A 19,788-nucleotide genomic window follows, 5' to 3' on the forward strand; every position below is an offset into this window, starting at 1 on the left:
CCCTGGTACGACGAAAGCGGATGCCCGTCGCGCGGTGGCGTGACGGGCATCCGCTTGTACGACGGCGGCCGGTGAGGGCTAACGGCGGGGGAAGTCCCTGGCCGGGGAGCCCGTGTACAACTGCTGCGGGCGGCCGATCTTCGTGGTCGGGTCCGCGTTCATCTCGCGCCAGTGCGCGACCCAGCCGGGCAGGCGGCCGACGGCGAAAAGGACCGTGAACATGCTCGTCGGGAAGCCCATCGCCTTATAGATGACGCCGGTGTAGAAGTCGACGTTGGGGTAGAGCTTGCGCTCGCGGAAGTAGTCGTCGTTGAGGGCGATGTGCTCGAGCTCCTTGGCGATGTCGAGGAGGTCGTCCTTGACACCGAGGGCGGCGAGCACCTCGTCGGCGCTCTCCTTGACGAGGGTCGCGCGCGGGTCGTAGTTCTTGTAGACCCGGTGGCCGAAGCCCATCAGGCGCACGCCCTGCTCCTTGTTCTTGACCCGTTCGACGAACTTCTCAACGCTCTCGCCGGAGGCCCTGATCTCGCCGAGCATCTTGAGCACGGCCTCGTTCGCGCCGCCGTGCAGTGGGCCGGAGAGCGCGCTGATGCCGGCGGAGACGGAGGCGAAGAGGTTGGCCTCGGTGGAGCCGACGAGGCGCACAGTCGATGTCGAGGCGTTCTGCTCGTGGTCTTCGTGCAGCATCAGCAGGCGCTCGAGCGCCTTGCTCACCACGGGATCGACTTCGTAGGGCTCAGCGAGGGTCCCGAAGATGAGCTTGAGGAAGTTGTCGACGTAGCCGAGGGAGTTGTCCGGGTAGAGGAAGGCCTGCCCGACGCTCTTCTTGTGGGCGTACGCGGCCATCACCGGAAGCTTGGCGAGCAGGTGGATCGTGGCGATTTCGACCTGCTCGGGGTCGTTCGGGTCGAGCGAGTCCTGGTAGTACGCGGCCATCGCGGAGACGCCGGAGGCGAGCACGGACATCGGGTGCGCGTTGAACGGCAGCACGTCGAAGAAGCGGCGCATGTCCTCGTGCAGCAGGGTGTGCTTGCGGATGCGCTTGTCGAAGGCCTCGAGTTCGCCGGCGCTCGGCAGCTCGCCGTAGATGAGCAGCCACGCGGTCTCGAGGAAGTTGGAGTTCTGGGCAATCTGTTCGATCGGGTAGCCGCGGTAGCGCAGGATGCCCTTGCCGCCGTCGATGTACGTGATCGCCGAACGGGTCGCGGCGGTGTTCACGAAGCCGGAGTCCAGGGTGATGAGCCCGGTCTGCCTGGTCAGTGTCGAGATGTCGATGCCGGAGGGGCCTTCGGTCCCATGGGCGATCGGAAACTCGGCGATGCCCCCTGGGAAGGCGAGGGTCGCCCCCAGCGGGTCGATGGACGGTGTTCGCTGTACGACGTCGCTCACGGCGCCTCCCTGAATATCACTGAGTGTCACTGAATCACTGCCTTACGGACTGGGGGTGGCCGCCATGGCACACCGGTGTGGCTGGAGACGTCCAAGCGGATACAGCCTAATCGGCCCCACCACCTACTGTTGCATCCGCCAAACTTTCGGCAGTTTCACGGGAGGAGTGCCACAAGAATGTCGATGTTGCCCGCTCCGGGTACACCGTGGGCAGTTGCTACTCTAGCGACCGGAGCCGAGCGGCGGCTGCGTGGATGCGCTCATCCGTAGCCGTCAGCGAGAAACGAACGTGCTGCGGGTACCCGTCCCCGTAGAAGGATCCCGGCCCGGCGAGGATGCCGAGGCCGGCGAGTTCGGCGATCGACATCCAGCAGTCGACCCCCTTCGTCGCCCACAGGTAGAGGCCGGCCTCGCTCCGGTCGATCCGGTACCCGGCGGCCTCGATCGCCGGAAGCAGCACGGCACGCCTGCCCCGGTACCGTTCACGCTGGGCCGCCACGTGGGCGTCGTCGCCGAGGGCGGCCACCATCGCGGCCTGGAGCGGCTGCGGGAGCATCAGGCCGGCGTGCTTCCGCACGGTGAGCACCCGGGCGAGCACGTCGGCGCAGCCGGCCGCGAAGGCGCCGCGGTAGCCGGCCATGTTGGACTGCTTGCTGAGGGAGTAGATCGCGAGCACGTTGCGCCGGTCGGTGCCGATCACGCGCGGGTCGAGGATGCTGGGAATCGGCTTGGACGCCCAGGGTCCTGCCCAGCCGAGCTCGGCGTAACACTCATCGGACACGATGACGGCCCCGAGGTCCCGCGCGCGCGCGACGGCGGCACGCAACTCGGACACCGACAACACGCGGCCATCGGGGTTTCCCGGGCTGTTCAGCCAGATGAGCTTCGTCGTGGCCGGCCACGCAGCCGGGTCGTCTGAGGCGAGCGCGTCGCATCCGGCCATCGCGGCGCCGATCGCGTAGGTGGGGTAGGCCGCGAGCGGGTGCACGACGGTGTCCCCCTCGCCGACGCCGAGCATGAAGGGCAGGAGGGCGACGAGTTCCTTGGAACCGATCGTGGGGAGCACGTTGGCGGGCGAAAGCCCGGCGACCCCGCGACGGCGCGCATACCAGTCGACGATCGCGGCCAGCAGCTCAGGCGTGCCGACGGTCTGCGGGTACGCGTGCGCATCCGTCGCCTCAGCGAGGGCGGTGCGCACGACGTCGGGGGTCGGATCGACGGGCGAGCCGATCGAAAGGTCGACGATGCCGTCGGCGTGCGCGCGGGCCTGGGCCGCGAACGGCGCCATCTGGTCCCACGGGTAGTCAGGGAGCGGCTTGAGCACGACCGGTCAGACCTGCGGGGGCAGGGCGGCGATGATCGGGTGGTCCTTGTGGATCACGCCGACCTTCGCGGCGCCGCCGGGAGACCCGATGTCATCGAAGAATTCGACGTTGGCCTTGTAGTACTCGGCCCACTGCTCGGGGACGTCGTCCTCGTAGTAGATGGCCTCAACGGGGCAGACCGGTTCGCAGGCACCGCAGTCGACGCATTCGTCCGGGTGAATGTAGAGGGAACGGTCGCCCTCGTAAATGCAGTCGACCGGGCATTCGTCCACGCAGGCGCGGTCTTTCACGTCGACACACGGCAGGGCAATGACATAGGTCACGAGCGGGGAGCTCCCTTCACGAGCTGAACGTCCAGTCTAGGTCAAGCGCCCCGGGTCAGGCGTCGTGGCTCAGGCGTCGTGGCTCAGGCGCCGTAGCTCAGGCGTTGTGGCTCACGCGCCCTGGCCGGACCGGCCCCTCCGCTGCGGGAGCCGCGGCCAGGCCAGCACGAGCGAGGCGACGAGGGTCGGCAGCACCGTCCACAGAGTGCCGGCCAGGCCGGCGGGCACGAGCACGGAACCGCCCGTGCTCTTCAGCGACAACAGGAAGATCGATCCGACGAGGCCGATCGTGCACGCGAGCACGACCACCCGGTCGTCGAGCACGAGCCGGAGGCCGACGAGGAGGGCGCTCGCCGCCAGGGTGGCGAGAACGAGACCGACGGGCAGGGTGACGGGGCCGAGCACGACGGTGGCCTGGTGCGCCACCGTGCCGAGCACCCCGAAGACGACGCCGGCGGCGAGCGCGAAGAGGCTCGCGACGGCGCGCAGCGCTCCGGTCGCGAAGGCGCCGGCCGGCGCCGGGTCTGCCGGGCCCGCCGGATTCGCCGCGTCCGCCGCGTCCGCCAAGTCCGCCGGGGACGACTGCTTCGCCGCGCTCTCCGGGTCCGCTCCGGGCTGGGGTGCCTGGGCGCCGGATGCCGCGGCCCGATCTGCGGCCGCGGCCGGCGGCGGAGTGGACCTCAGGTAGGTCTCTGTTCCCGTCACCGACCCGGCCGGGTCCCCCGGCCGGACGGCCGAAACGACGCGTCCGTCCACGGTCCAGCGGTCGGAGTATGCGGAGAGGGCGGCGAGCTTCTGCTCGAGGTGATCGCTGACGTCGATCGCGACGATCCGCTGCCCGATGGCCTCGGTGACCCCGCGGCTCACGAAGACCGGCACGCGGGATGCGTGTGCGGCATCCGCTGCGGCGGCCTGGAGCAGCTCGCTGCGGGCGCCGATCACGATCGCCGTCGCCCTGACCTCCTCGAGCACGGCGCGCAGGGCCGCAGCCGGGTCGGCTGAGACGGGCAGGAAGCGCCAGTCGCCGACCCCGAGTGCGGAGAGTGCAGCACGCACGTCGGAGCTCACCCCCGAGGTGCTGTCGCCGTCGTTCCCCGGCGCCCGGACACCGAAGAGCACGACGACCTCTGCGTCATCGCCGCGCAGGCGGGCGATGGTGCCTCCGGTGAACCAGGCCTCATCGCCGGGCCGGTCGTGCACGAAGACGACACGTTCTGCGCTGCCGGACATGACCATCGATGAGCTCCCCAGGGTCGGATTGGCGGACACCCACCCCAGAATAATAACTGGACAATTCCGGCCGACCGCCGGTAGAGTCGCTCGAGTAAGGATAGCCTTACCAACCTCGACCGCTCTCGAAGACCAGGAAACCGTGCTCGCAAATTATCTGATCGGCCTGCGTGAGGGCCTCGAAGCCGCACTCATCGTGACGATCCTCGTCGCCTACATCGTCAAGATCGGGCGGAAAGACGTTCTGCCGCGGGTCTGGGCGGGCGTCGGCCTCGCCGTGCTCCTCGCGCTCGGCATCGGCGCCGTGCTCACCTACGGCACCTCCACCCTGTCGTTTGCGGCGCAGGAAACGATCGGTGGCCTGCTCTCGATCGCAGCGACGGGTCTCGTGACCTGGATGGTGTTCTGGATGCTCCGCACCGCACGCACCCTCTCGAGCCACCTGCGCGGCAGCATCGACAAGTCCCTGCTCGGCACGGGCATGGGACTGGTCGTCGTCGCCTTCATCGCCGTCGGACGGGAGGGCATCGAGACGGCCCTGTTCCTCTGGGCTGCCGTGCAGGCGACCGGGGAGACTACCCTCCCTCTCCTCGGCGCCTTCCTCGGCATCCTCACGGCAGCGGGCCTCGGCTGGCTGATCTACTCCGGCATGCTGCGGATCAACCTCTCGACCTTCTTCACCTGGACCGGCGGCATCCTCATCGTCGTCGCGGCCGGCGTGCTCTCCTACGGCGTGCACGACCTGCAGGAAGCCGGGGTGCTGCCGGGCCTGAACAGCATCGCCTTCGACGTGAGCGCCGCGATCCCGCCGGACAGCTGGTACGGCACCCTGCTCAAGGGAACGCTCAACTTCTCCCCCGCGACGACCTGGCTCGAACTGCTGGTCTGGGTCGCCTACGTAGGAACCACGCTCACGTTCTTCGCCCGCGCGGTTCGCGGCGGCCGCCGCCCCCGAACCGATTCGACGGAGATTCTGCCCGAAAAGGTTCTGGCCGGGGCATAAAGGGCAAAAAACCCGAAAAACTCCGTCGAATTCGTTCGGGCGCCTGCCCCACCGACCTTCGCTACCCCGCACCGCCACAGACCACCCCGCACCGCACCGACGGATGTCCGGCCCCGGGCATCCGCCCGGCGGCCCGTTCGTCTCCCACGACCACACCGCTCGCCACCCCTAAAGACTCCATGCAGCCCCGACTCCTTCCCGTCGCCGCCCTCGCCGCCGTGACCGCGCTCGCGCTCACCGGGTGCGTGCCGAACGCCTCGGCGCCCGGCGCCACGCACGCCGCCTTGACCGTCGACAGCAGCACGACCGCCTGCACAGTGTCTGGCTCTATGGCATCCGCCGGCAGCGTCACGTTCACCGTCTCGAACTCCGGAGACCAGGTCACCGAGTTCTACGTCCTCGGCGACGACCAGCTCCGCATCGTGGGCGAGGCCGAGAACATCGGCCCTGGCCTCAGCCGCACTCTCGTCGTCGACCTGAGTGCCGGCAGCTACTTCACGGCGTGCAAGCCCGGCATGACCGGTTCCGGCATCGGCCAGGCCGCGTTCACCGTCACCGTCGCTGCCGCTGCCGCTGGCGGGGAGGATGCCGCTACGGCTTCCCCCGGGGGCGCCGAGCTCGCCGCGCGCATCGACACCGCCAACACCAACTACGCCTCCTACGTGAAGGACCAGATCGGCCAGCTCGTCGCGGGGACCACCGCGTTCGCCGCCGCATACACGGCCGGGGACGATGACACCGCCCGTACCCTCTACGCGGCCACCCGCGCGCACTGGGAGCGCGTCGAGACCGTCGCCGAATCCTTCGGCGACCTCGACCCGAAGCTCGACCTGCGCGAGGCCGACCTCGAAGAGGGCCAGGACTGGACCGGCTGGCACGCCATCGAGAAGGACCTCTGGCCCGCCGGCGCCGAAGCAGGCTTCGCCGCATACCCGGCCGCCGAGCGCGCCCGCCTGGCCGGACTGCTCGTCACGGACACGGCGACCCTGAACGAGAAGGTGCAGCCGCTCACCTTCACCCTCGCCCAGCAAACCAACGGCGCGATCGGCCTCCTCGACGAGGTCGCCAGCGGGAAGGTCACCGGCGAGGAGGAGGTCTGGTCGCACACCGACCTCTGGGATTTCCAGGCCAACGTCGACGGCGCCCGGGTGCTCTACGCCGGGGTGCGGGACGTCCTCGTGCAGAAGGACGCCGCGCTCGCCGCGACCCTCGACACCCGCTTCGCCGCCCTTCAGAGCCTCCTCGACGCCCAGCGTGTCGGCGACGGCTTCGTGCTGTACACCGACCTGTCCACCAGCACTGTCAAGGGCCTCGCCGACCAGGTCAACGCCCTCGCCGAACCCCTCGGCCGGCTGACCGCGGCTCTCGTCCTGTGATTAAAGGCGCGGATGCCGGCAGGAACGCCACCGGGACGGGTGCGAGCGGTTCCGCTCCGGGCTCCGACCCCGCCGCAACGCCCACCGGGGCTCCCTCGAGTACAACTCTGGGCACCCCGGCCGCTCCGGCCGCTCCGCCGCGCGGCATCTCCCGGCGCGGCCTCCTCGGCCTCGCCGGGGCAGGTGTCGCCGGCTTCGGCATCGGCATCGCCGCGGACCGCGGGGTCCAGGCCCTCGCAGCCGCGGGCGCCCCGGCAGCGGGCAGCACCGTCTACCCGTTCTACCAGGAGCACCAGGCCGGCATCGTGACACCCGCCCAGGACCGGCTGCACTTCGCGGCGTTCGATCTGACCCCAGGAGCCAGCCGCGCCGACCTGATCTCCCTGCTGCGGGACTGGACGACCGCGGCCGCTGCACTGACCGCCGGTCACGATATCGGCAGGTACGGTGCCGTCGACGGGCCGTACGATGCCCCGCCAGAGGATACCGGCGAGGCGTTCGGGCTGCCTCCGGCTGGCCTGACGATCACGGTCGGCTTCGGCCCGACTCTCTTTGCGACGAGCGAAGGCGAGGACAGGTTCGGCCTCGCATCCGCTCGCCCGGACGCTCTCGTCGACCTGCCGCACTTCCCCGGAGACCAGCTCGATGCCGCGCGTAGCGGCGGCGACCTCTGCGTCCAGGCCTGCGCCGACGACCCGCAGGTCGCAGTGCACGCGATCCGCAACCTGTCCAGGATCGCCTTCGGCCGCGCGGCGATCCGCTGGTCGCAGCTCGGCTTCGGTCGTACCTCGTCGACGAGCACGAGCCAGGCCACCCCGCGCAACCTCTTCGGGTTCAAGGACGGTACCGCCAACATCAAGGCCGAACAGCCGGCCGTCGTCAACGAGCAGGTCTGGGTCGGCGCGGGCGACGGCCCCGCGTGGCTCACCGGGGGCTCCTACCTCGTCGCCCGGCGGATCCGGATGACGATCGAGACCTGGGACCGCACCGCACTGCGCGAACAGGAAACCGTGATCGGCCGCACCAAGGGCGAGGGCGCCCCGCTCTCCGGCGGCAGCGAATTCACGGAGCCTGACTTCGCCGGCACCGGCAGGGACGGCGCCCCGCTGATCGACACGGCCTCACACGTGCGCCTCGCACACCCCGCCCAGAACAAGGGGGTGCAGATGCTGCGGCGCGGTTACAACTTCGTGGACGGCAACGACGACCTCGGCCGGCTCGAGGCCGGGCTGTTCTTCATCAGCTACCAGCGCCGTCCCTCGCAGTTCACCGCCGTGCAGCTCGCCCTCGCGCGCCACGACGCCATGAACGAGTACGTGCGGCATGTCGGTTCGGCCCTTTTCGCCGTCCCGCCCGGCGCCGCGAGCGGCAGCTACCTCGGCGCCCCCCTCTTCGCCTGACCGCCGCCGCGGCGCATCCGCCCTCGCGGAGCAACCCTCGCGGATTCTCAGGATCGTGGAGTGATCGGTAAGGGTAGGCTAACCATCCCCGTGCTATCGTGATGCTGCATCAGTATCCAGACCAGAACCGGAGTGCCGTGCTCGCCAACTACCTGATCGGACTCCGAGAGGGGCTCGAAGGTGCCCTCATCGTCACCATTCTCGTCGCCTACCTCGTGAAGATCGCCCGCCGCGACCTGCTCGGCCGTCTCTGGACGGGCGTCGGCCTCGCCGTTCTCCTCGCCGTCACGATCGGCGCCGTGCTCACGTTCGGCACTGCGAGCCTTCCGGAATCGGCCGAACCGGCCATCGCCGGCACGCTCTCCATCGCCGCGACCGGCCTGGTCACCTGGATGGTGTTCTGGATGCTGCGCACGGCCCGCGACCTGAGCGGCCACCTCCGCGGCACCATCGACCGCTCCGTCGTCGGCACCGGCGTCGGCCTCGTCCTGATCGCCTTCCTCGCCGTCGGGCGGGAGGGCATCGAAACGGCCCTGTTCATCTGGGCCGCCGTGCAGTCCACCGGCGAGACCACGCTGCCGCTCATCGGGGCCGCGCTCGGCATCCTCAGCGCGGTCGGCCTCGGAGCGCTCATCTACTTCGGCATGCTCAAGATCAACCTCGCGCGGTTCTTCACCTGGAGCGGGGCGATCCTGATCGTCGTCGCGGCCGGTGTGCTGTCCTACGGTGTGCACGACCTGCAGGAGTCCGGGATCCTCCCCGGCGAGCACACCCTCGCCTTCGACGTGAGCGCCGCCATCCCGCCGGAGAGCTGGTACGGCACGCTGCTGAAGGGCACCCTGAACTTCTCGCCGGAGACCACCTGGCTTTCGCTGCTGGTCTGGCTCGCCTACACCGGAACCGTGCTCACGATCTTCCTGGTGACGAGCACCCGCAACCGGGCCGGGCGTCCGGTCGTCGCCCCCCGCGTCGATGCCACGGAGATGGCCGCCACCGCCCGCTGAACCCACCGCACCGTCGCCAAAGGAGACCACAGATGCCCGAATTCGTCCGGTCGGCCGATGGCACTCGGATCGCGTACGACCGCCTCGGTTCCGGGGACCCGGTGATCGTCATCGGCGGCGCCTTCAACACCCGGTCCTCCCCCTATCCGCTTGTGACCCTTCTCGCCGAGGACGTCACGGTGTACACCTTCGACCGCCGCGGTAAGGGCGAGAGCCCGGAATCCGGGCCGTACGCGGTCGAACGCGAGATCGAGGACCTGGCCGCCCTCGTGGCCGTGGCGGGAGGCGCAGCCGGAGTGTACGGCCACTCCTCCGGAGCGATCCTGGCGATCGAGGCCGCCGCCGCCGGCGTGCACATCACCCGGCTCGCGGTGTACGAGCCGCCGTACACCGCCGACCCGGAGCACCCGGCCCCGGCGGACGACCTCGGCCTCCAGGCCGCCCTCGACGCCGGAGACCCGGCTGCCGCAGCGGAGCTCTTCCTCCGCATCACCGCAATGGACGACGCGGCCGTGCGCTCCATCACGTCCGCCCCGTTCTGGCCGGGACTCGTCTACCTCGCCCCCACCCTGCCGCACGAACTCGCCCTGACGGGCGACGGGCTGCCCCCGCGGGAGCGCCTGGCCGCGATCACGGCGCCCACTCTGGCACTCGCCGGTGGCAGGAGCCCGGCCTGGGCGGCCCGTGCCGCCCTGGCCGTGGCGTCCTGCGTCGCCGACGGTAAGGTTCTGACCGTGCCCGGCCAGGATCACGCCGTCGACCAGGCCGTGCTGGCCCCGCTGCTCGCCGACTTCTTCCTGGGCCGCTGACCGCGTTCCAGCGATCCCATGCGGCCGCGGGAACCTTTTCCGCTGCCGCGGCGTTGGAACCTGTATGAGAGCAATCGTCTACAGCGAAACCGGCACCCCCGACGTCCTCCGTCTCGTCGAACGCGATCTGCCGCAACCCGGACCCGGCGAGGTACGGGTGCGCATCCTCGTCTCAGGCGTGAACCCCACCGACTGGAAGTCGCGCGCGGGCAGCCGGCCCGGCGAAGCGCTCTCGTTCCCCGAGGTCGTTCCGAACCAGGACGGCGCCGGCATCGTCGACGCCGTCGGCACCGGCGTCGAGCGCCTGGACGTCGGCGACCGCGTCTGGACGGCCATCGCCGCGTACGGGCTCGCCTCCGGCGGTACCGCCCAGGATTTCACGGTGCTCCCGGCCGAACGGGTGTACCCGCTGCCGAACTCGGCGAGCTTCGACCTCGGCGCGACCCTCGGCGTTCCGGCGATGACAGCGCACCGCGCGCTCACCGTCGCCGAAAACGGCCCCAGGCGCCTCGCCCCCGGCGCACTCACCGGACGGACTGTGCTCGTCGCCGGTGGCGCAGGCGCGGTCGGCCACGCGGCCATCGAGCTGGCCCGCTGGGCGGGGGCGACCGTCATCACGACGGTGAGCAGCGCGGAGAAGGGCGCACTCGCCTCCGCCGCCGGCGCACACCACGTCGTGAACTACCGCGAGACGGATGCCGCCCGCGCCATCCGAGCGCTGGCGCCCGAGGGCGTCGACCTGGTCGTCGAAGTCGCTCCCGCGCAGAATGCGGCGCTCAACACGGCCGTGATCCGTACCCGCGGCTCGATCGCGGTGTACGCGACGACGGGAGGGCCGCTCGCGCTCGACATCCGTTCCCAGATGACCCTCAACGTGCGCTACCAGTTCCAGTTGCTCTACACGCTCGGTCAGGACCTCCTCGACGCCGCAGCGGCCGACATCGTTTCGGCCATCCGTGACGACGCCCTCCACGTCGGCGCCGAAGCCGGCCTGCCCCTGCACCACTTCCCGCTCGAGAGCACGGCTGAGGCGCACGCCGCCGTCGAAGCCGGCGTGGTCGGCAAGGTCCTGATCGACCTCGCCCCCTGACGAATTCGACGGAGTTTTTTAATTCTGAACCGGTTTATGGGCCGTCCCGCGTATTCGTAACCTAAAAACTCCGTCGAATTGGTTCGGCGGGCAGGCACGGTTCGGGAACCGGCGGTCAGGAGACCGGGGTGACCGTGTAGAGCAGGCCGTCCGCGTTTCCGGCGACAAGAACCGCGTAGTGGTCGTTCTTCATCGAGACCAGACCTGCGGAGCCCACCGTCGCCGAGACGTCGCTCCCGGCCACGAAACCGGCGGCCGTCAGGGTCCGGGTGGCCTCGGCCACCGGATCGGCGGCGGTTGCCTTGACGGTCACGGTCCAGCCGCGCTTGTCACCCTTCTGGGCCGAGGCGAACAGGATCTCGCCGTCGACGATCGGCACCTCGGTCGGCCAGCCGGCCGGGAGTGCGCCGCCCAGGCTCACGTCGCCGTTGGTCGCGCCCTGCACGGCCCCGTTGACGGCGTTCTGCGCGGCCTCTGCCGTGCATCCGGTCAGCAGCGTGCCGCCGAGCAGGGCGAGCGCGATCGTCGCCAGGACGCGGGCGTGCAGCAGGGGTATCTTCATCGTCTTCTGTTCCTCACTCGTGGGGGCAAAAAAGCGACGCCGACGGTGCCACCCTGGTGTATCAGAGCGTAACCGCCGGCGCCGCCGACAGGCTGGGACTAGTTCGCGTCCTGCTTCTTGATGCGTGAGACGTTGCGTGCGCGAGCGGATGCCGCGAGCTCGACCTTGCGGATCCGCACGACCGCGGGGGTCACCTCGACGCACTCGTCCTCACGGGCGAACTCGAGGCACTCTTCGAGCGTCAGCTGACGCGACGGCGTCATCGACTCGAAGGTGTCGGAGGTGGACTGACGCATGTTGGTCAGTTTCTTCTCCTTGGTGATGTTGACGTCCATGTCGTCGGCGCGCGAGTTCTCGCCGATGACCATGCCTTCGTAGACCTCTTCGGTCGGGTTGACGAAGAAGGACATCCGCTCCTGCAGGGCGATGATCGCGAACGGCGTGACGACACCGTTGCGGTCGGCGACGATCGAGCCGTTGTTGCGGGTGACGATCGGGCCGGCCCAGGCCTCGTAGCCGTGGAAGATCGCGTTGGCGATACCGGTACCGCGGGTGTCGGTGAGGAACTGGGTGCGGAAGCCGATCAGGCCGCGGGACGGAACGATGAATTCCATCCGGACCCAGCCGGTGCCGTGGTTCGCCATGTTCTCCATGCGGCCCTTGCGCGCTGCGAGGAGTTGAGTGATCGCGCCGAGGTACTCTTCGGGCGAGTCGATGGTGAGGTGCTCGTACGGCTCGTGGATCTTGCCGTCGACGCGGTGCACGACGACCTGCGGCTTGCCGACGGTGAGTTCGAAGCCTTCACGGCGCATCTGCTCGACGAGGATGGCGAGGGCGAGTTCACCACGGCCCTGGACCTCCCAGGCGTCCGGGCGTCCGATGTCGACGACCTTCAGCGAGACGTTACCGACGAGTTCGCGGTCGAGACGGTCCTTGACCATGCGGGCGGTGAGCTTGTGGCCCTTGACCTTGCCCATGATGGGCGAGGTGTTGGTGCCGATCGTCATCGAGATGGCGGGCTCGTCGACCGTGATGGTCGGCAGCGCGCGGGGGTCGTCGGGGTCTGCGAGGGTCTCACCGATGGTGATGTCCTCGAAGCCGGCGACGGCGACGATGTCGCCGGGGCCCGCGCTCTCGGTTGGGTAGCGGTCGAGCGCCTTGGTGATCAGGAGCTCGGTGACGCGCACGTTGTGCACCGAACCGTCGTGCTTGATCCAGGCAACGGTCTGACCCTTGCGGATCGTGCCGTGGAAAACGCGCAGCAGCGCGAGGCGGCCGAGGAACGGCGAGGCGTCGAGGTTGGTGACGTGGGCCTGGAGCGGGTGCTCGTCGTCGTAGACGGGGGCCGGGATGTGCTCGAGGATCGCTTCGAAGAGCGGCTCGAGGTCGGCGTTGTCGGGCAGCTGGCCGTTCTCGGGCTGGTTGCGGCTCGCGGCGCCGTTACGGCCGGACGCGTAGACGACCGGGACGTCGAGGATGGCGTCGAGGTCGAGGTCGGGGTGCGTGTCGGCCATGTCGCTCGCGAGGCCGATGAGCAGGTCCTGGCTCTCCGCGACGACCTCTTCGATGCGCGCGTCGGGACGGTCGGTCTTGTTGACCAAGAGGATCACGGGCAGGTGGGCCTCGAGCGCCTTGCGCAGCACGAAGCGGGTCTGCGGCAGCGGGCCCTCGCTCGCGTCGACGAGGAGAACGACACCGTCGACCATGGACAGGCCGCGCTCGACCTCGCCACCGAAGTCGGCGTGGCCGGGGGTGTCGATCACGTTGATCGTGATGGGGCCGTCGGTGGCGTGGATGCCCTTGTACGAGATCGCCGTGTTCTTGGCGAGGATGGTGATGCCTTTTTCGCGCTCGAGCTCGTTCGAGTCCATCGCGCGCTCGTCCACGTGGGAGTGGTCGGAGAACGAGTTGGTCTGCTGGAGCATCGCGTCAACCAGCGTGGTCTTGCCGTGGTCGACGTGGGCGACGATTGCGACATTTCGGAGGTTATTGCGCGTGGCAATCGCCATGAAGTGAATCCTTACGAAGAATGATGCCGCGGACAAACGGATGCGGCGAAGAATGGATGTATGTGGTCAAGGTCCGACCCAACGGATAATCCTACCGCACTCTTCCTGCCCGGAGGCTGGGAGCCCGGTTGCGGCCGCGTCCGGGCTGCTCCGGGCCTCCGCCGGGACGACGAACGGGGAGGGGACCGCAGTCCCCGCCCCGTTTTTCAGCGGTGAAGCCGGTCGGTCGGGTCTAGCGCCCGAACTCGAAGTTACCGCCCGGGATCGCGGCGAGCAGCTCCTGCGTATACGTCTGGCGGGGATTGTCGAAGACCTCGTCCGTCGTTGCGGCCTCGACGATCCGGCCCTGCTGCATGACGCAGACGTTGTCCGCGACGAGGCGGACCACGGCGAGGTCATGGGTGATGAACAGGTAGGTCAGGTCGAGTTCGGTCTGCAGCTCGGTCAGCAGGTTGAGCACCTGGCCCTGCACGAGCACGTCGAGAGCGGAGACCGCCTCGTCGAGCACGAGCACGTCCGGCTTGAGCGCGAGCGCCCGGGCGATCGCGATGCGCTGCCGCTGTCCGCCCGAGAGTTCGCTCGGGTAACGGTGCCGGGAGGCCCAGGGCAGGGAGACCTGGTCGAGGAGCTCGCGCACCCGCTCCTGTCGTTCCTTCGCAGTGCCGACCTTGTGCGCGAGCAAGGGCTCGGCGATCGTGTTGCCGACGTTGTACTGCGGGTCGAGCGAGCCGTACGGGTCCTGGAAGACCGGTTGCACGCGGCGACGGAACTTGAGCAGGTCCGCTCCCTTGAGGCCGGCGACGTCCTGGCCGTCGAACTCGATCCGGCCGCTCGTGATGGTCTCGAGCTGGAGGATGAGCTTGGCAACGGTGGATTTGCCGGAGCCGGACTCGCCGACGAGCGCGGTCGTCGTGCCCTTCTGAATGCCGAAGGACACGTCGTTGACCGCGAGCAGGTCGTTGTACTTCAGGCCCTTGGTGCGAATCCGGTACAGCTTTGAGATGCCCTCGATCGAGATCAGGTCCTTGGTCGGGGCTGCTTCTTCCCGTTCCCTGGCCCGCTGGATCAGGACATCGTCGTTCGCCCCTGCGATGGATCCGGCAGGAGCGGCGACGGCGGTGTGCTTGGCCGACTGGATCCGCCGCGACGCGAGGCTCGGTGCCGCCGCGACGAGGCGCTGCGTGTACGGATGCTGCGGGTTGGCCAGGATCTCCTGCGAGGGTCCGGATTCGACGACCTTGCCCTTGTACATCACGACGAGCTGTTCCGCGCGCTCGGCGGCGAGGCCGAGGTCGTGGGTGATGAACAGCACGGACGTGCCGTAGTCACGCGTCAGGGTGGCCAGGTGGTCGAGGATCTGGCGCTGAACGGTGACGTCGAGCGCGGACGTCGGCTCGTCGGCGATGAGCAGCTTCGGACGGGCCGAGAGGCCGATCCCGATCAGCACGCGCTGGCGCATGCCGCCGGAGAACTGGTGCGGGAACTGCTTGAGCCGGTCCTCGGCGTCGCTGAGCCCGGCCTCCTTGAGCACCTCGATGGTGCGAAGCTTCGCGGCCTTGCCCTGGGCTACGCCGTTGGCACGGATTGCTTCCTCGACCTGGAAGCCGATGTTCCACACCGGGTTGAGGTTCGACATCGGGTCCTGCGGGACGTAGCCGATCAGGCGTCCGCGGACGTCCTGCATCTCCTTGTCCTTGAGGGTGGTGAGATCGCGGCCCTCAAATAGGATCTGACCGGCGGTGACCTTGCCGGTGTTGGCCAGCAGGTTGATGATCGCCTGCGCCGTCGTGGTCTTGCCCGAGCCGGACTCGCCCACGATCGCGAGGGTCTGGCCCGGGTAGAGGGTGAGATTGACGCCGCGAACGGCGGGAACCACGCCGTGCTGGGTCTGGAAGCCGACCTCGAGGTCGCGGATCTCGAGGAGCGGGGAATTCTCGTCGCGGACGCTCGTGGTGGCGGGTTCGATCACGGTCTGGCTCATCGGCGTGCCCTCGATTCGGGGTCGAGCGCATCGCGCACGGCATCGCCGAGCATGAGGAAGGCGAGCACGGTGACGGAGAGGGCGATGGCGGGGTAGATCAGCACCTGCGGGTTGGTGCGGATCGACGTCTGCGCCGATCCGATGTCATTGCCCCAGGACATGATCCCAGGCGGCAGGCCGATGCCGAGGAACGACAGGGTTGCCTCGGCGACGATGAACGTGCCGAGCGAAACCGTCGCGATCACGATCACGGGGGCGATCGCGTTGGGCACCACGTGGCGGACGAGGATCCGGAACTTCGAGACGCCGAGCGCGGTGGATGCCGTGACGTAGTCCGAATTGCGGGCCGAGAGCACCGAGCCACGCATGATCCTGGCGATCTGGGGCCAGGCGAAGATCGACAGCGCCAGCGCGATGGTGACGGGGTTGCGCTCCGGGAGGACCGACATCAGCACAATGGCGCCGAGCACGGTCGGGATGGCGAAGAAGATATCGCCGACCCGGGAGACGATCGCGTCGAAGACGCCGCCGTAGTAGCCGGCGAGGGCTCCGACGACAACGCCGAGGAGGGTGACGATCAAGGTCGCGAGCAGGCCGACGGTGACCGAGGCCTGGGTGCCGTGGATGATCCGCGAATAGACGTCACAGCCCTGGCGGGTGAAGCCGAGCAGGTGCCCTTCTTCAGGCCCCTTGTTGCTGGTGGCGAGCAGGCAGTTTGTATCGGGCGGGACCTGGGTGAAGATGCCGGGGAACAGGGCCACGATCACGATCAGCAGGATGAGGGCGGAGGCGATCCAGAAGCTGGGCTTGCTCCGCAACGATTCCCAGGCATCCGCCCAGGTGCTGCGCGCCTTCTCGGTCTCGTCGAGACGATCGACCGCCGCGACTGGGGTGTCTTCGAGAGCAGCGACGAAGTGGGGCTGCGTCTGACGATTACTTGGCATAACGAATCCTCGGGTCCAGGGCTGCGTACAGCAGGTCGACGAGCAGGTTCGCCAGCACGAAGATCACGACCATGACGGCGATGAACGACACCACGGTCGGTCCTTCGCCGAGTTTGATCGCCTTGTACACGGTGCCACCCACACCGTTGATATTGAAGATGCCCTCTGTCACGATCGCGCCGACCATGAGAGAGCCGAGGTCGACGCCGAGGAAGGTGACGACGGGAACGAGCGAGTTGCGCAGCACGTGCACGGTGACGACCCGCCGGCGCGACAAGCCCTTCGCCGTGGCGGTGCGCACGAAGTCGGCGCCGAGGTTCTCGGAGACGCTCGCCCTGGTCAGGCGCACGATGTATGCGAACGAGACGGATGCGAGCACGATGGCTGGCAGCACGAGTTCGGAGAGCGGGGCCTCGCTGCTCACCGTGGTGCGCGCCCAGCCGAGCTTGACGGCGAACACGTACTGCAGGATGAAGCCGATCACGAACGTCGGCACGCTGATCAGGAGCAAGCTCACCACAAGGGCGCTCGCGTCGAAGAGCTTGCCCTTGCGCAGTCCCGCGACGAGGCCGACGAGGATACCCGCGACGGACTCGAAGAACAGCGCGAGGAGCGCGAGCCGGGCGGTGATCGGGAAGGCCGCGGCCATCACATCGGCGACGGCACGGCCGGAGTACGTGGTGCCGAGGTCACCGTGGAAGAAGCCGCCGATGTAGATGAGGTACTGCACGATGAACGGCTGGTCCAGGTGGTACTGGATGCGGAGTTGTTCGATCACGCCGGGTGCCGGTTGCCGGTCACCGAAGAGTGCAGCGATGGGGTCTCCGGGGAGGGAGAACACCATGAAGTAGATGAGGAAGGTGGCGCCGAAGAATACCGGGATCATCTGGAGCAGGCGTTTGCCGGTGTACCAGAGCATCAGGTTCCCGCGCTGGAACGAACGGACATGAGAATCGCAATCACTGGTCGAGTCTAGCGAGCGATGCCCGGGACTGGGTGCCCCGGGCATCGCTCCGCATGAAACTGGGTCTTATTTTGTCGAGTTAGCCTTTGGTGATTTCGTTGTACAGCGGCACGGAATCCCAGCCGAAGACGACGTTCTCAACCTTGTCGGACCAGACGGCGGTCACGTTGGAGTACCAGAGCGGGATGGTCGGAAGGTCCTTGAGCAGGACTTCCTGGGCCGCCACGTACTTCGCGGTCGCGTCATCCACGGACTTGGCTGCTGCGCCTTCCTTGAGGAGGGTGTCGAACTCGGTGCTGCTGTAGAGCTCGTAGTTCGAGCCGGCACCGGTCTGGTACAGCGGCGCGAGGAAGTTGTACATCGAGGGGTAGTCGCCCTGCCATCCGGCGCGGGTGGCACCGGTCAGCTTCTGCGCCTTGCGGTCGGCGAGAGCCGCCTTGAAGGTCGCGTACGGCTTGCCGACTGCGTCGATGCCGAGGGTGTTCTTGATGCTGTTGGCCACGGCGTCAACCCAGGCAGCATGTCCGCCGTCTGCGTTGTACGCGATGTCGAAGGTGCCGGTGTACGGGGAGATCGCGTCAGCGGCCGCCCAGTCCTTGACGGCTTCTTCCTTGTTGAACTTGAGTACGTCGGAGCCGTCGAGGGAGTCGGAGTAGCCCGCGATGACCGGCGATGTGAAGTCGGTCGCGGGGGTGCGGGTGCCCTGGAAGATGACGTCCGTGATTTCCTTGCGGTCGATGGCCATCGAGATGGCCGCGCGACGCAGTTTGCCCTCTTCGCCGCTCCAGTGCTCGAGGTAGTACGGCATGTTGAACGCCTGGAAGATCGCGGCAGGCTGGTTCACGAATCGCTCCGGGAAGTCAGTCTGGTAGGTCGCGAACGCAGAGTCCGGTACGGCGTCGAGGACGTCGAGGTTTCCACCCTGTACGTCGGCGTATGCGGCATCCGTTGAGGAGTAGAAGACGATGCTCAGGCCGCCGTTGGCGGGGGTGCGTACGCCCTTGTAGTCCGGGTTCGTGATGAGGTCGATCTTGACGTTGTGCTCCCACGCGCCGGTCTTGGCCAGCATGTACGGGCCGTTGCCGATCGGGTTCTCACCGAATGCTGCCATGTCGGCGTATGCGACGGACGGCAGCGGCATGAAGGCCGTGTAGCCGAGACGCAGCGGCCAGTCGGCCTCCGGCGATGCAAGCGTGACGGTGAAGGTCGTGTCGTCGACGACCTTGAGCCCGGTGAGCTCGGTGTCGGCGTCGTAGCTGAAGCCTTGGATGTCGTCGAAGAAGTACGAGGCACTCTGTGTGTTGCTGAACTTGGCCCCGTAGTTCCAGGCGTCGACGAAGGACTTGGACGTGACGGCCTCGCCGTTGGTGAACTTCCACCCGGTATTGAGCGTGACGGTCCAGTGCTGTGCATCGTCGGCCGAGATCGACTTGGCGACCTCGTTCTTGCCCTCGCCCTTGGCGTCGTAGGACACCAGTCCGGCGTAGATCGAGGTCATAATCTTGCCGCCACCGGTTTCGGTGGTGTTCGTCGTGATCAACGGGTTCTGCGGTTCGCTGCCGTTGGTCGAGATGATGGCTTTCGCGTCACCCGTCTTCGCGGGTGTCGTCGAACCGCTCGCACAACCGGAGAGCATGAGTGCTCCCGCTGTGGCCAGAGCGATGGCAGAAATGCCCAGTCTCCTGATTTTCAATTTTCCTCCAGTGCGCAGGGAAACGCTGCGCGATTCGGGACCGCGAAGACGCCTCAGATACTTCTGACCCTAAGTATTCATTGAGCCAAAAGCACAATCATGGGTTGAATCGTTACCTCGACGAAACATTCTGCGCAAACATGTTGCGCAGATGGACGTTCTTTCGCCGAAACTCGCGCCGCTATGCCGGGATCGCCCGTCGCCCCGCTCTGTCGGCATCGATGCGAGGATAGGGGGATGACTGCTGGTACTCCCGCGCGCGCGACTGTGTTGATCTTCGACGGCGACTGCGCATTCTGCACAACCGCCGTCGGGTGGATGCGCCGCCTGTTGCCGGCAATGCCGGATGCGGCGCCGTACCAGTGGACCGATCTTCCCGCGCTCGGCCTGACCGAGACGGATGCCCGCTCCCGGGTCTGGCTCGTCGACTCCGCTGGAGCGCGTTTCGGCGGTGCCGCCGCCGTGGCCGCCCTGCTCCGCCACCAGCCGGCTCCCGGCCTGCGTTTCCTCGGCTGGCTCGGCACCGTGCCGCCGTGGTCGTGGGCCGCTGAGGTCGGCTACCGGGTGGTGGCCCGCAACAGGCACCGCCTGCCCGGCGGGACCCCGGCCTGCCGGATGAAGCCGGCCGAGTAACCATCGGCGGAGGGAGCACCAGCGGCATGAGTACCAGCGGCATGAGCACCAGC

17 protein-coding genes are annotated in these 19,788 nt (G+C 68.1%); 7 read left to right on the forward strand and 10 right to left on the reverse strand.

Features of this window, described 5'->3' with window-relative positions:
* Positions 1–78: 78 nt before the first annotated feature.
* The 4 genes from RCH22_RS10460 to RCH22_RS10475 form a co-directional block, all read right to left on the reverse strand.
* Positions 79–1,389 (reverse strand): citrate synthase, encoded by a 1,311-nt coding sequence (locus RCH22_RS10460; protein ID WP_327013920.1) that lies wholly within the window; start codon positions 1,387–1,389, stop codon positions 79–81.
* A 217-nt stretch (positions 1,390–1,606) separates the two neighbouring features.
* On the reverse strand, positions 1,607–2,713 hold the full coding sequence (dapC, locus tag RCH22_RS10465; protein ID WP_327013921.1) for a succinyldiaminopimelate transaminase: 1,107 nt from the start codon (positions 2,711–2,713) through the stop codon (positions 1,607–1,609).
* Between the two features lie 6 nt (positions 2,714–2,719).
* Positions 2,720–3,037, reverse strand: coding sequence for a ferredoxin (fdxA, locus tag RCH22_RS10470; protein ID WP_327013922.1), 318 nt, complete (start codon positions 3,035–3,037; stop codon positions 2,720–2,722).
* A gap of 111 nt (positions 3,038–3,148) precedes the next feature.
* Positions 3,149–4,306, reverse strand: a complete 1,158-nt coding sequence (locus tag RCH22_RS10475) for a hypothetical protein (protein ID WP_327013923.1) — start codon at positions 4,304–4,306, stop codon at positions 3,149–3,151.
* Between the two features lie 103 nt (positions 4,307–4,409).
* Between RCH22_RS10475 and efeU (RCH22_RS10480) the strand changes: the two genes are divergently transcribed.
* From efeU (RCH22_RS10480) to RCH22_RS10505, 6 genes are all read left to right on the forward strand, one after another.
* On the forward strand, positions 4,410–5,270 hold the full coding sequence (efeU, locus tag RCH22_RS10480) for an iron uptake transporter permease EfeU (protein ID WP_327013924.1): 861 nt from the start codon (positions 4,410–4,412) through the stop codon (positions 5,268–5,270).
* 179 nt (positions 5,271–5,449) lie between these two features.
* Positions 5,450–6,646 (forward strand): iron uptake system protein EfeO, encoded by a 1,197-nt coding sequence (efeO, locus tag RCH22_RS10485; RefSeq protein WP_327013925.1) that lies wholly within the window; start codon positions 5,450–5,452, stop codon positions 6,644–6,646.
* Between the two features lie 107 nt (positions 6,647–6,753).
* A complete protein-coding gene (efeB, locus tag RCH22_RS10490; RefSeq protein ID WP_327015501.1) occupies positions 6,754–8,046 on the forward strand; it encodes an iron uptake transporter deferrochelatase/peroxidase subunit in 1,293 nt (430 codons plus the stop codon).
* A 137-nt stretch (positions 8,047–8,183) separates the two neighbouring features.
* Positions 8,184–9,050, forward strand: a complete 867-nt coding sequence (gene efeU / locus RCH22_RS10495; protein WP_327015502.1) for an iron uptake transporter permease EfeU — start codon at positions 8,184–8,186, stop codon at positions 9,048–9,050.
* A gap of 32 nt (positions 9,051–9,082) precedes the next feature.
* A complete protein-coding gene (locus tag RCH22_RS10500; RefSeq protein WP_327013926.1) occupies positions 9,083–9,859 on the forward strand; it encodes an alpha/beta hydrolase in 777 nt (258 codons plus the stop codon).
* Positions 9,860–9,923: 64 nt separating this feature from the next.
* Entirely contained in the window at positions 9,924–10,949 is a 1,026-nt protein-coding gene (locus RCH22_RS10505) for an NADPH:quinone reductase (RefSeq protein ID WP_327013927.1), read from the forward strand.
* A gap of 115 nt (positions 10,950–11,064) precedes the next feature.
* Here RCH22_RS10505 and RCH22_RS10510 read toward each other — a convergent pair whose 3' ends face one another.
* From RCH22_RS10510 to RCH22_RS10535, 6 genes are all read right to left on the reverse strand, one after another.
* Positions 11,065–11,511, reverse strand: a complete 447-nt coding sequence (locus RCH22_RS10510; protein WP_327013928.1) for a hypothetical protein — start codon at positions 11,509–11,511, stop codon at positions 11,065–11,067.
* Between the two features lie 98 nt (positions 11,512–11,609).
* A complete protein-coding gene (typA, locus tag RCH22_RS10515) occupies positions 11,610–13,520 on the reverse strand; it encodes a translational GTPase TypA (protein WP_327013929.1) in 1,911 nt (636 codons plus the stop codon).
* A 232-nt stretch (positions 13,521–13,752) separates the two neighbouring features.
* Entirely contained in the window at positions 13,753–15,501 is a 1,749-nt protein-coding gene (locus RCH22_RS10520; RefSeq protein ID WP_327013930.1) for an ABC transporter ATP-binding protein, read from the reverse strand.
* Positions 15,498–16,445 (reverse strand): ABC transporter permease, encoded by a 948-nt coding sequence (locus RCH22_RS10525; RefSeq protein WP_327013931.1) that lies wholly within the window; start codon positions 16,443–16,445, stop codon positions 15,498–15,500. Before RCH22_RS10525 ends, RCH22_RS10520 begins: the two co-directional genes overlap by 4 nt.
* Positions 16,435–17,364 (reverse strand): ABC transporter permease, encoded by a 930-nt coding sequence (locus RCH22_RS10530; protein ID WP_327013932.1) that lies wholly within the window; start codon positions 17,362–17,364, stop codon positions 16,435–16,437. Before RCH22_RS10530 ends, RCH22_RS10525 begins: the two co-directional genes overlap by 11 nt.
* A 124-nt stretch (positions 17,365–17,488) precedes the next feature.
* The gene (locus RCH22_RS10535; protein WP_327013933.1) at positions 17,489–19,102 is read right to left on the reverse strand and encodes an ABC transporter substrate-binding protein; all 1,614 of its coding nucleotides are present in this window, start codon (positions 19,100–19,102) and stop codon (positions 17,489–17,491) included.
* A gap of 237 nt (positions 19,103–19,339) precedes the next feature.
* Between RCH22_RS10535 and RCH22_RS10540 the strand changes: the two genes are divergently transcribed.
* Positions 19,340–19,735 carry a DCC1-like thiol-disulfide oxidoreductase family protein gene (locus RCH22_RS10540; RefSeq protein ID WP_327013934.1) on the forward strand — a complete coding sequence of 132 codons (396 nt, stop codon included), beginning with the start codon at positions 19,340–19,342 and terminating at the stop codon, positions 19,733–19,735.
* The last annotated feature ends 53 nt before the right edge of the window (positions 19,736–19,788 follow it).

Origin of the sequence: Cryobacterium sp. GrIS_2_6 (genome assembly GCF_035984545.1) — a bacterium.
Taxonomy (GTDB): Bacteria; Actinomycetota; Actinomycetes; order Actinomycetales; family Microbacteriaceae; genus Cryobacterium.

What these genes read in the sequence shown, in the direction of transcription:
- efeO (WP_327013925.1), top strand. Translation starts at nt 5,450, where the DNA reads ATGCAGCCCCGACTCCTTCCCGTCGCCGCCCTCGCCGCCGTGACCGCG.
- RCH22_RS10500 (WP_327013926.1), top strand. Translation starts at nt 9,083, where the DNA reads ATGCCCGAATTCGTCCGGTCGGCCGATGGCACTCGGATCGCGTACGAC.
- RCH22_RS10505 (WP_327013927.1), top strand. Translation starts at nt 9,924, where the DNA reads ATGAGAGCAATCGTCTACAGCGAAACCGGCACCCCCGACGTCCTCCGT.
- RCH22_RS10510 (WP_327013928.1), bottom strand. Translation starts at nt 11,511, where the DNA reads ATGAAGATACCCCTGCTGCACGCCCGCGTCCTGGCGACGATCGCGCTC.
- typA (WP_327013929.1), bottom strand. Translation starts at nt 13,520, where the DNA reads ATGGCGATTGCCACGCGCAATAACCTCCGAAATGTCGCAATCGTCGCC.
- RCH22_RS10520 (WP_327013930.1), bottom strand. Translation starts at nt 15,501, where the DNA reads ATGAGCCAGACCGTGATCGAACCCGCCACCACGAGCGTCCGCGACGAG.
- RCH22_RS10525 (WP_327013931.1), bottom strand. Translation starts at nt 16,445, where the DNA reads ATGCCAAGTAATCGTCAGACGCAGCCCCACTTCGTCGCTGCTCTCGAA.
- RCH22_RS10530 (WP_327013932.1), bottom strand. Translation starts at nt 17,364, where the DNA reads ATGCTCTGGTACACCGGCAAACGCCTGCTCCAGATGATCCCGGTATTC.
- RCH22_RS10540 (WP_327013934.1), top strand. Translation starts at nt 19,340, where the DNA reads ATGACTGCTGGTACTCCCGCGCGCGCGACTGTGTTGATCTTCGACGGC.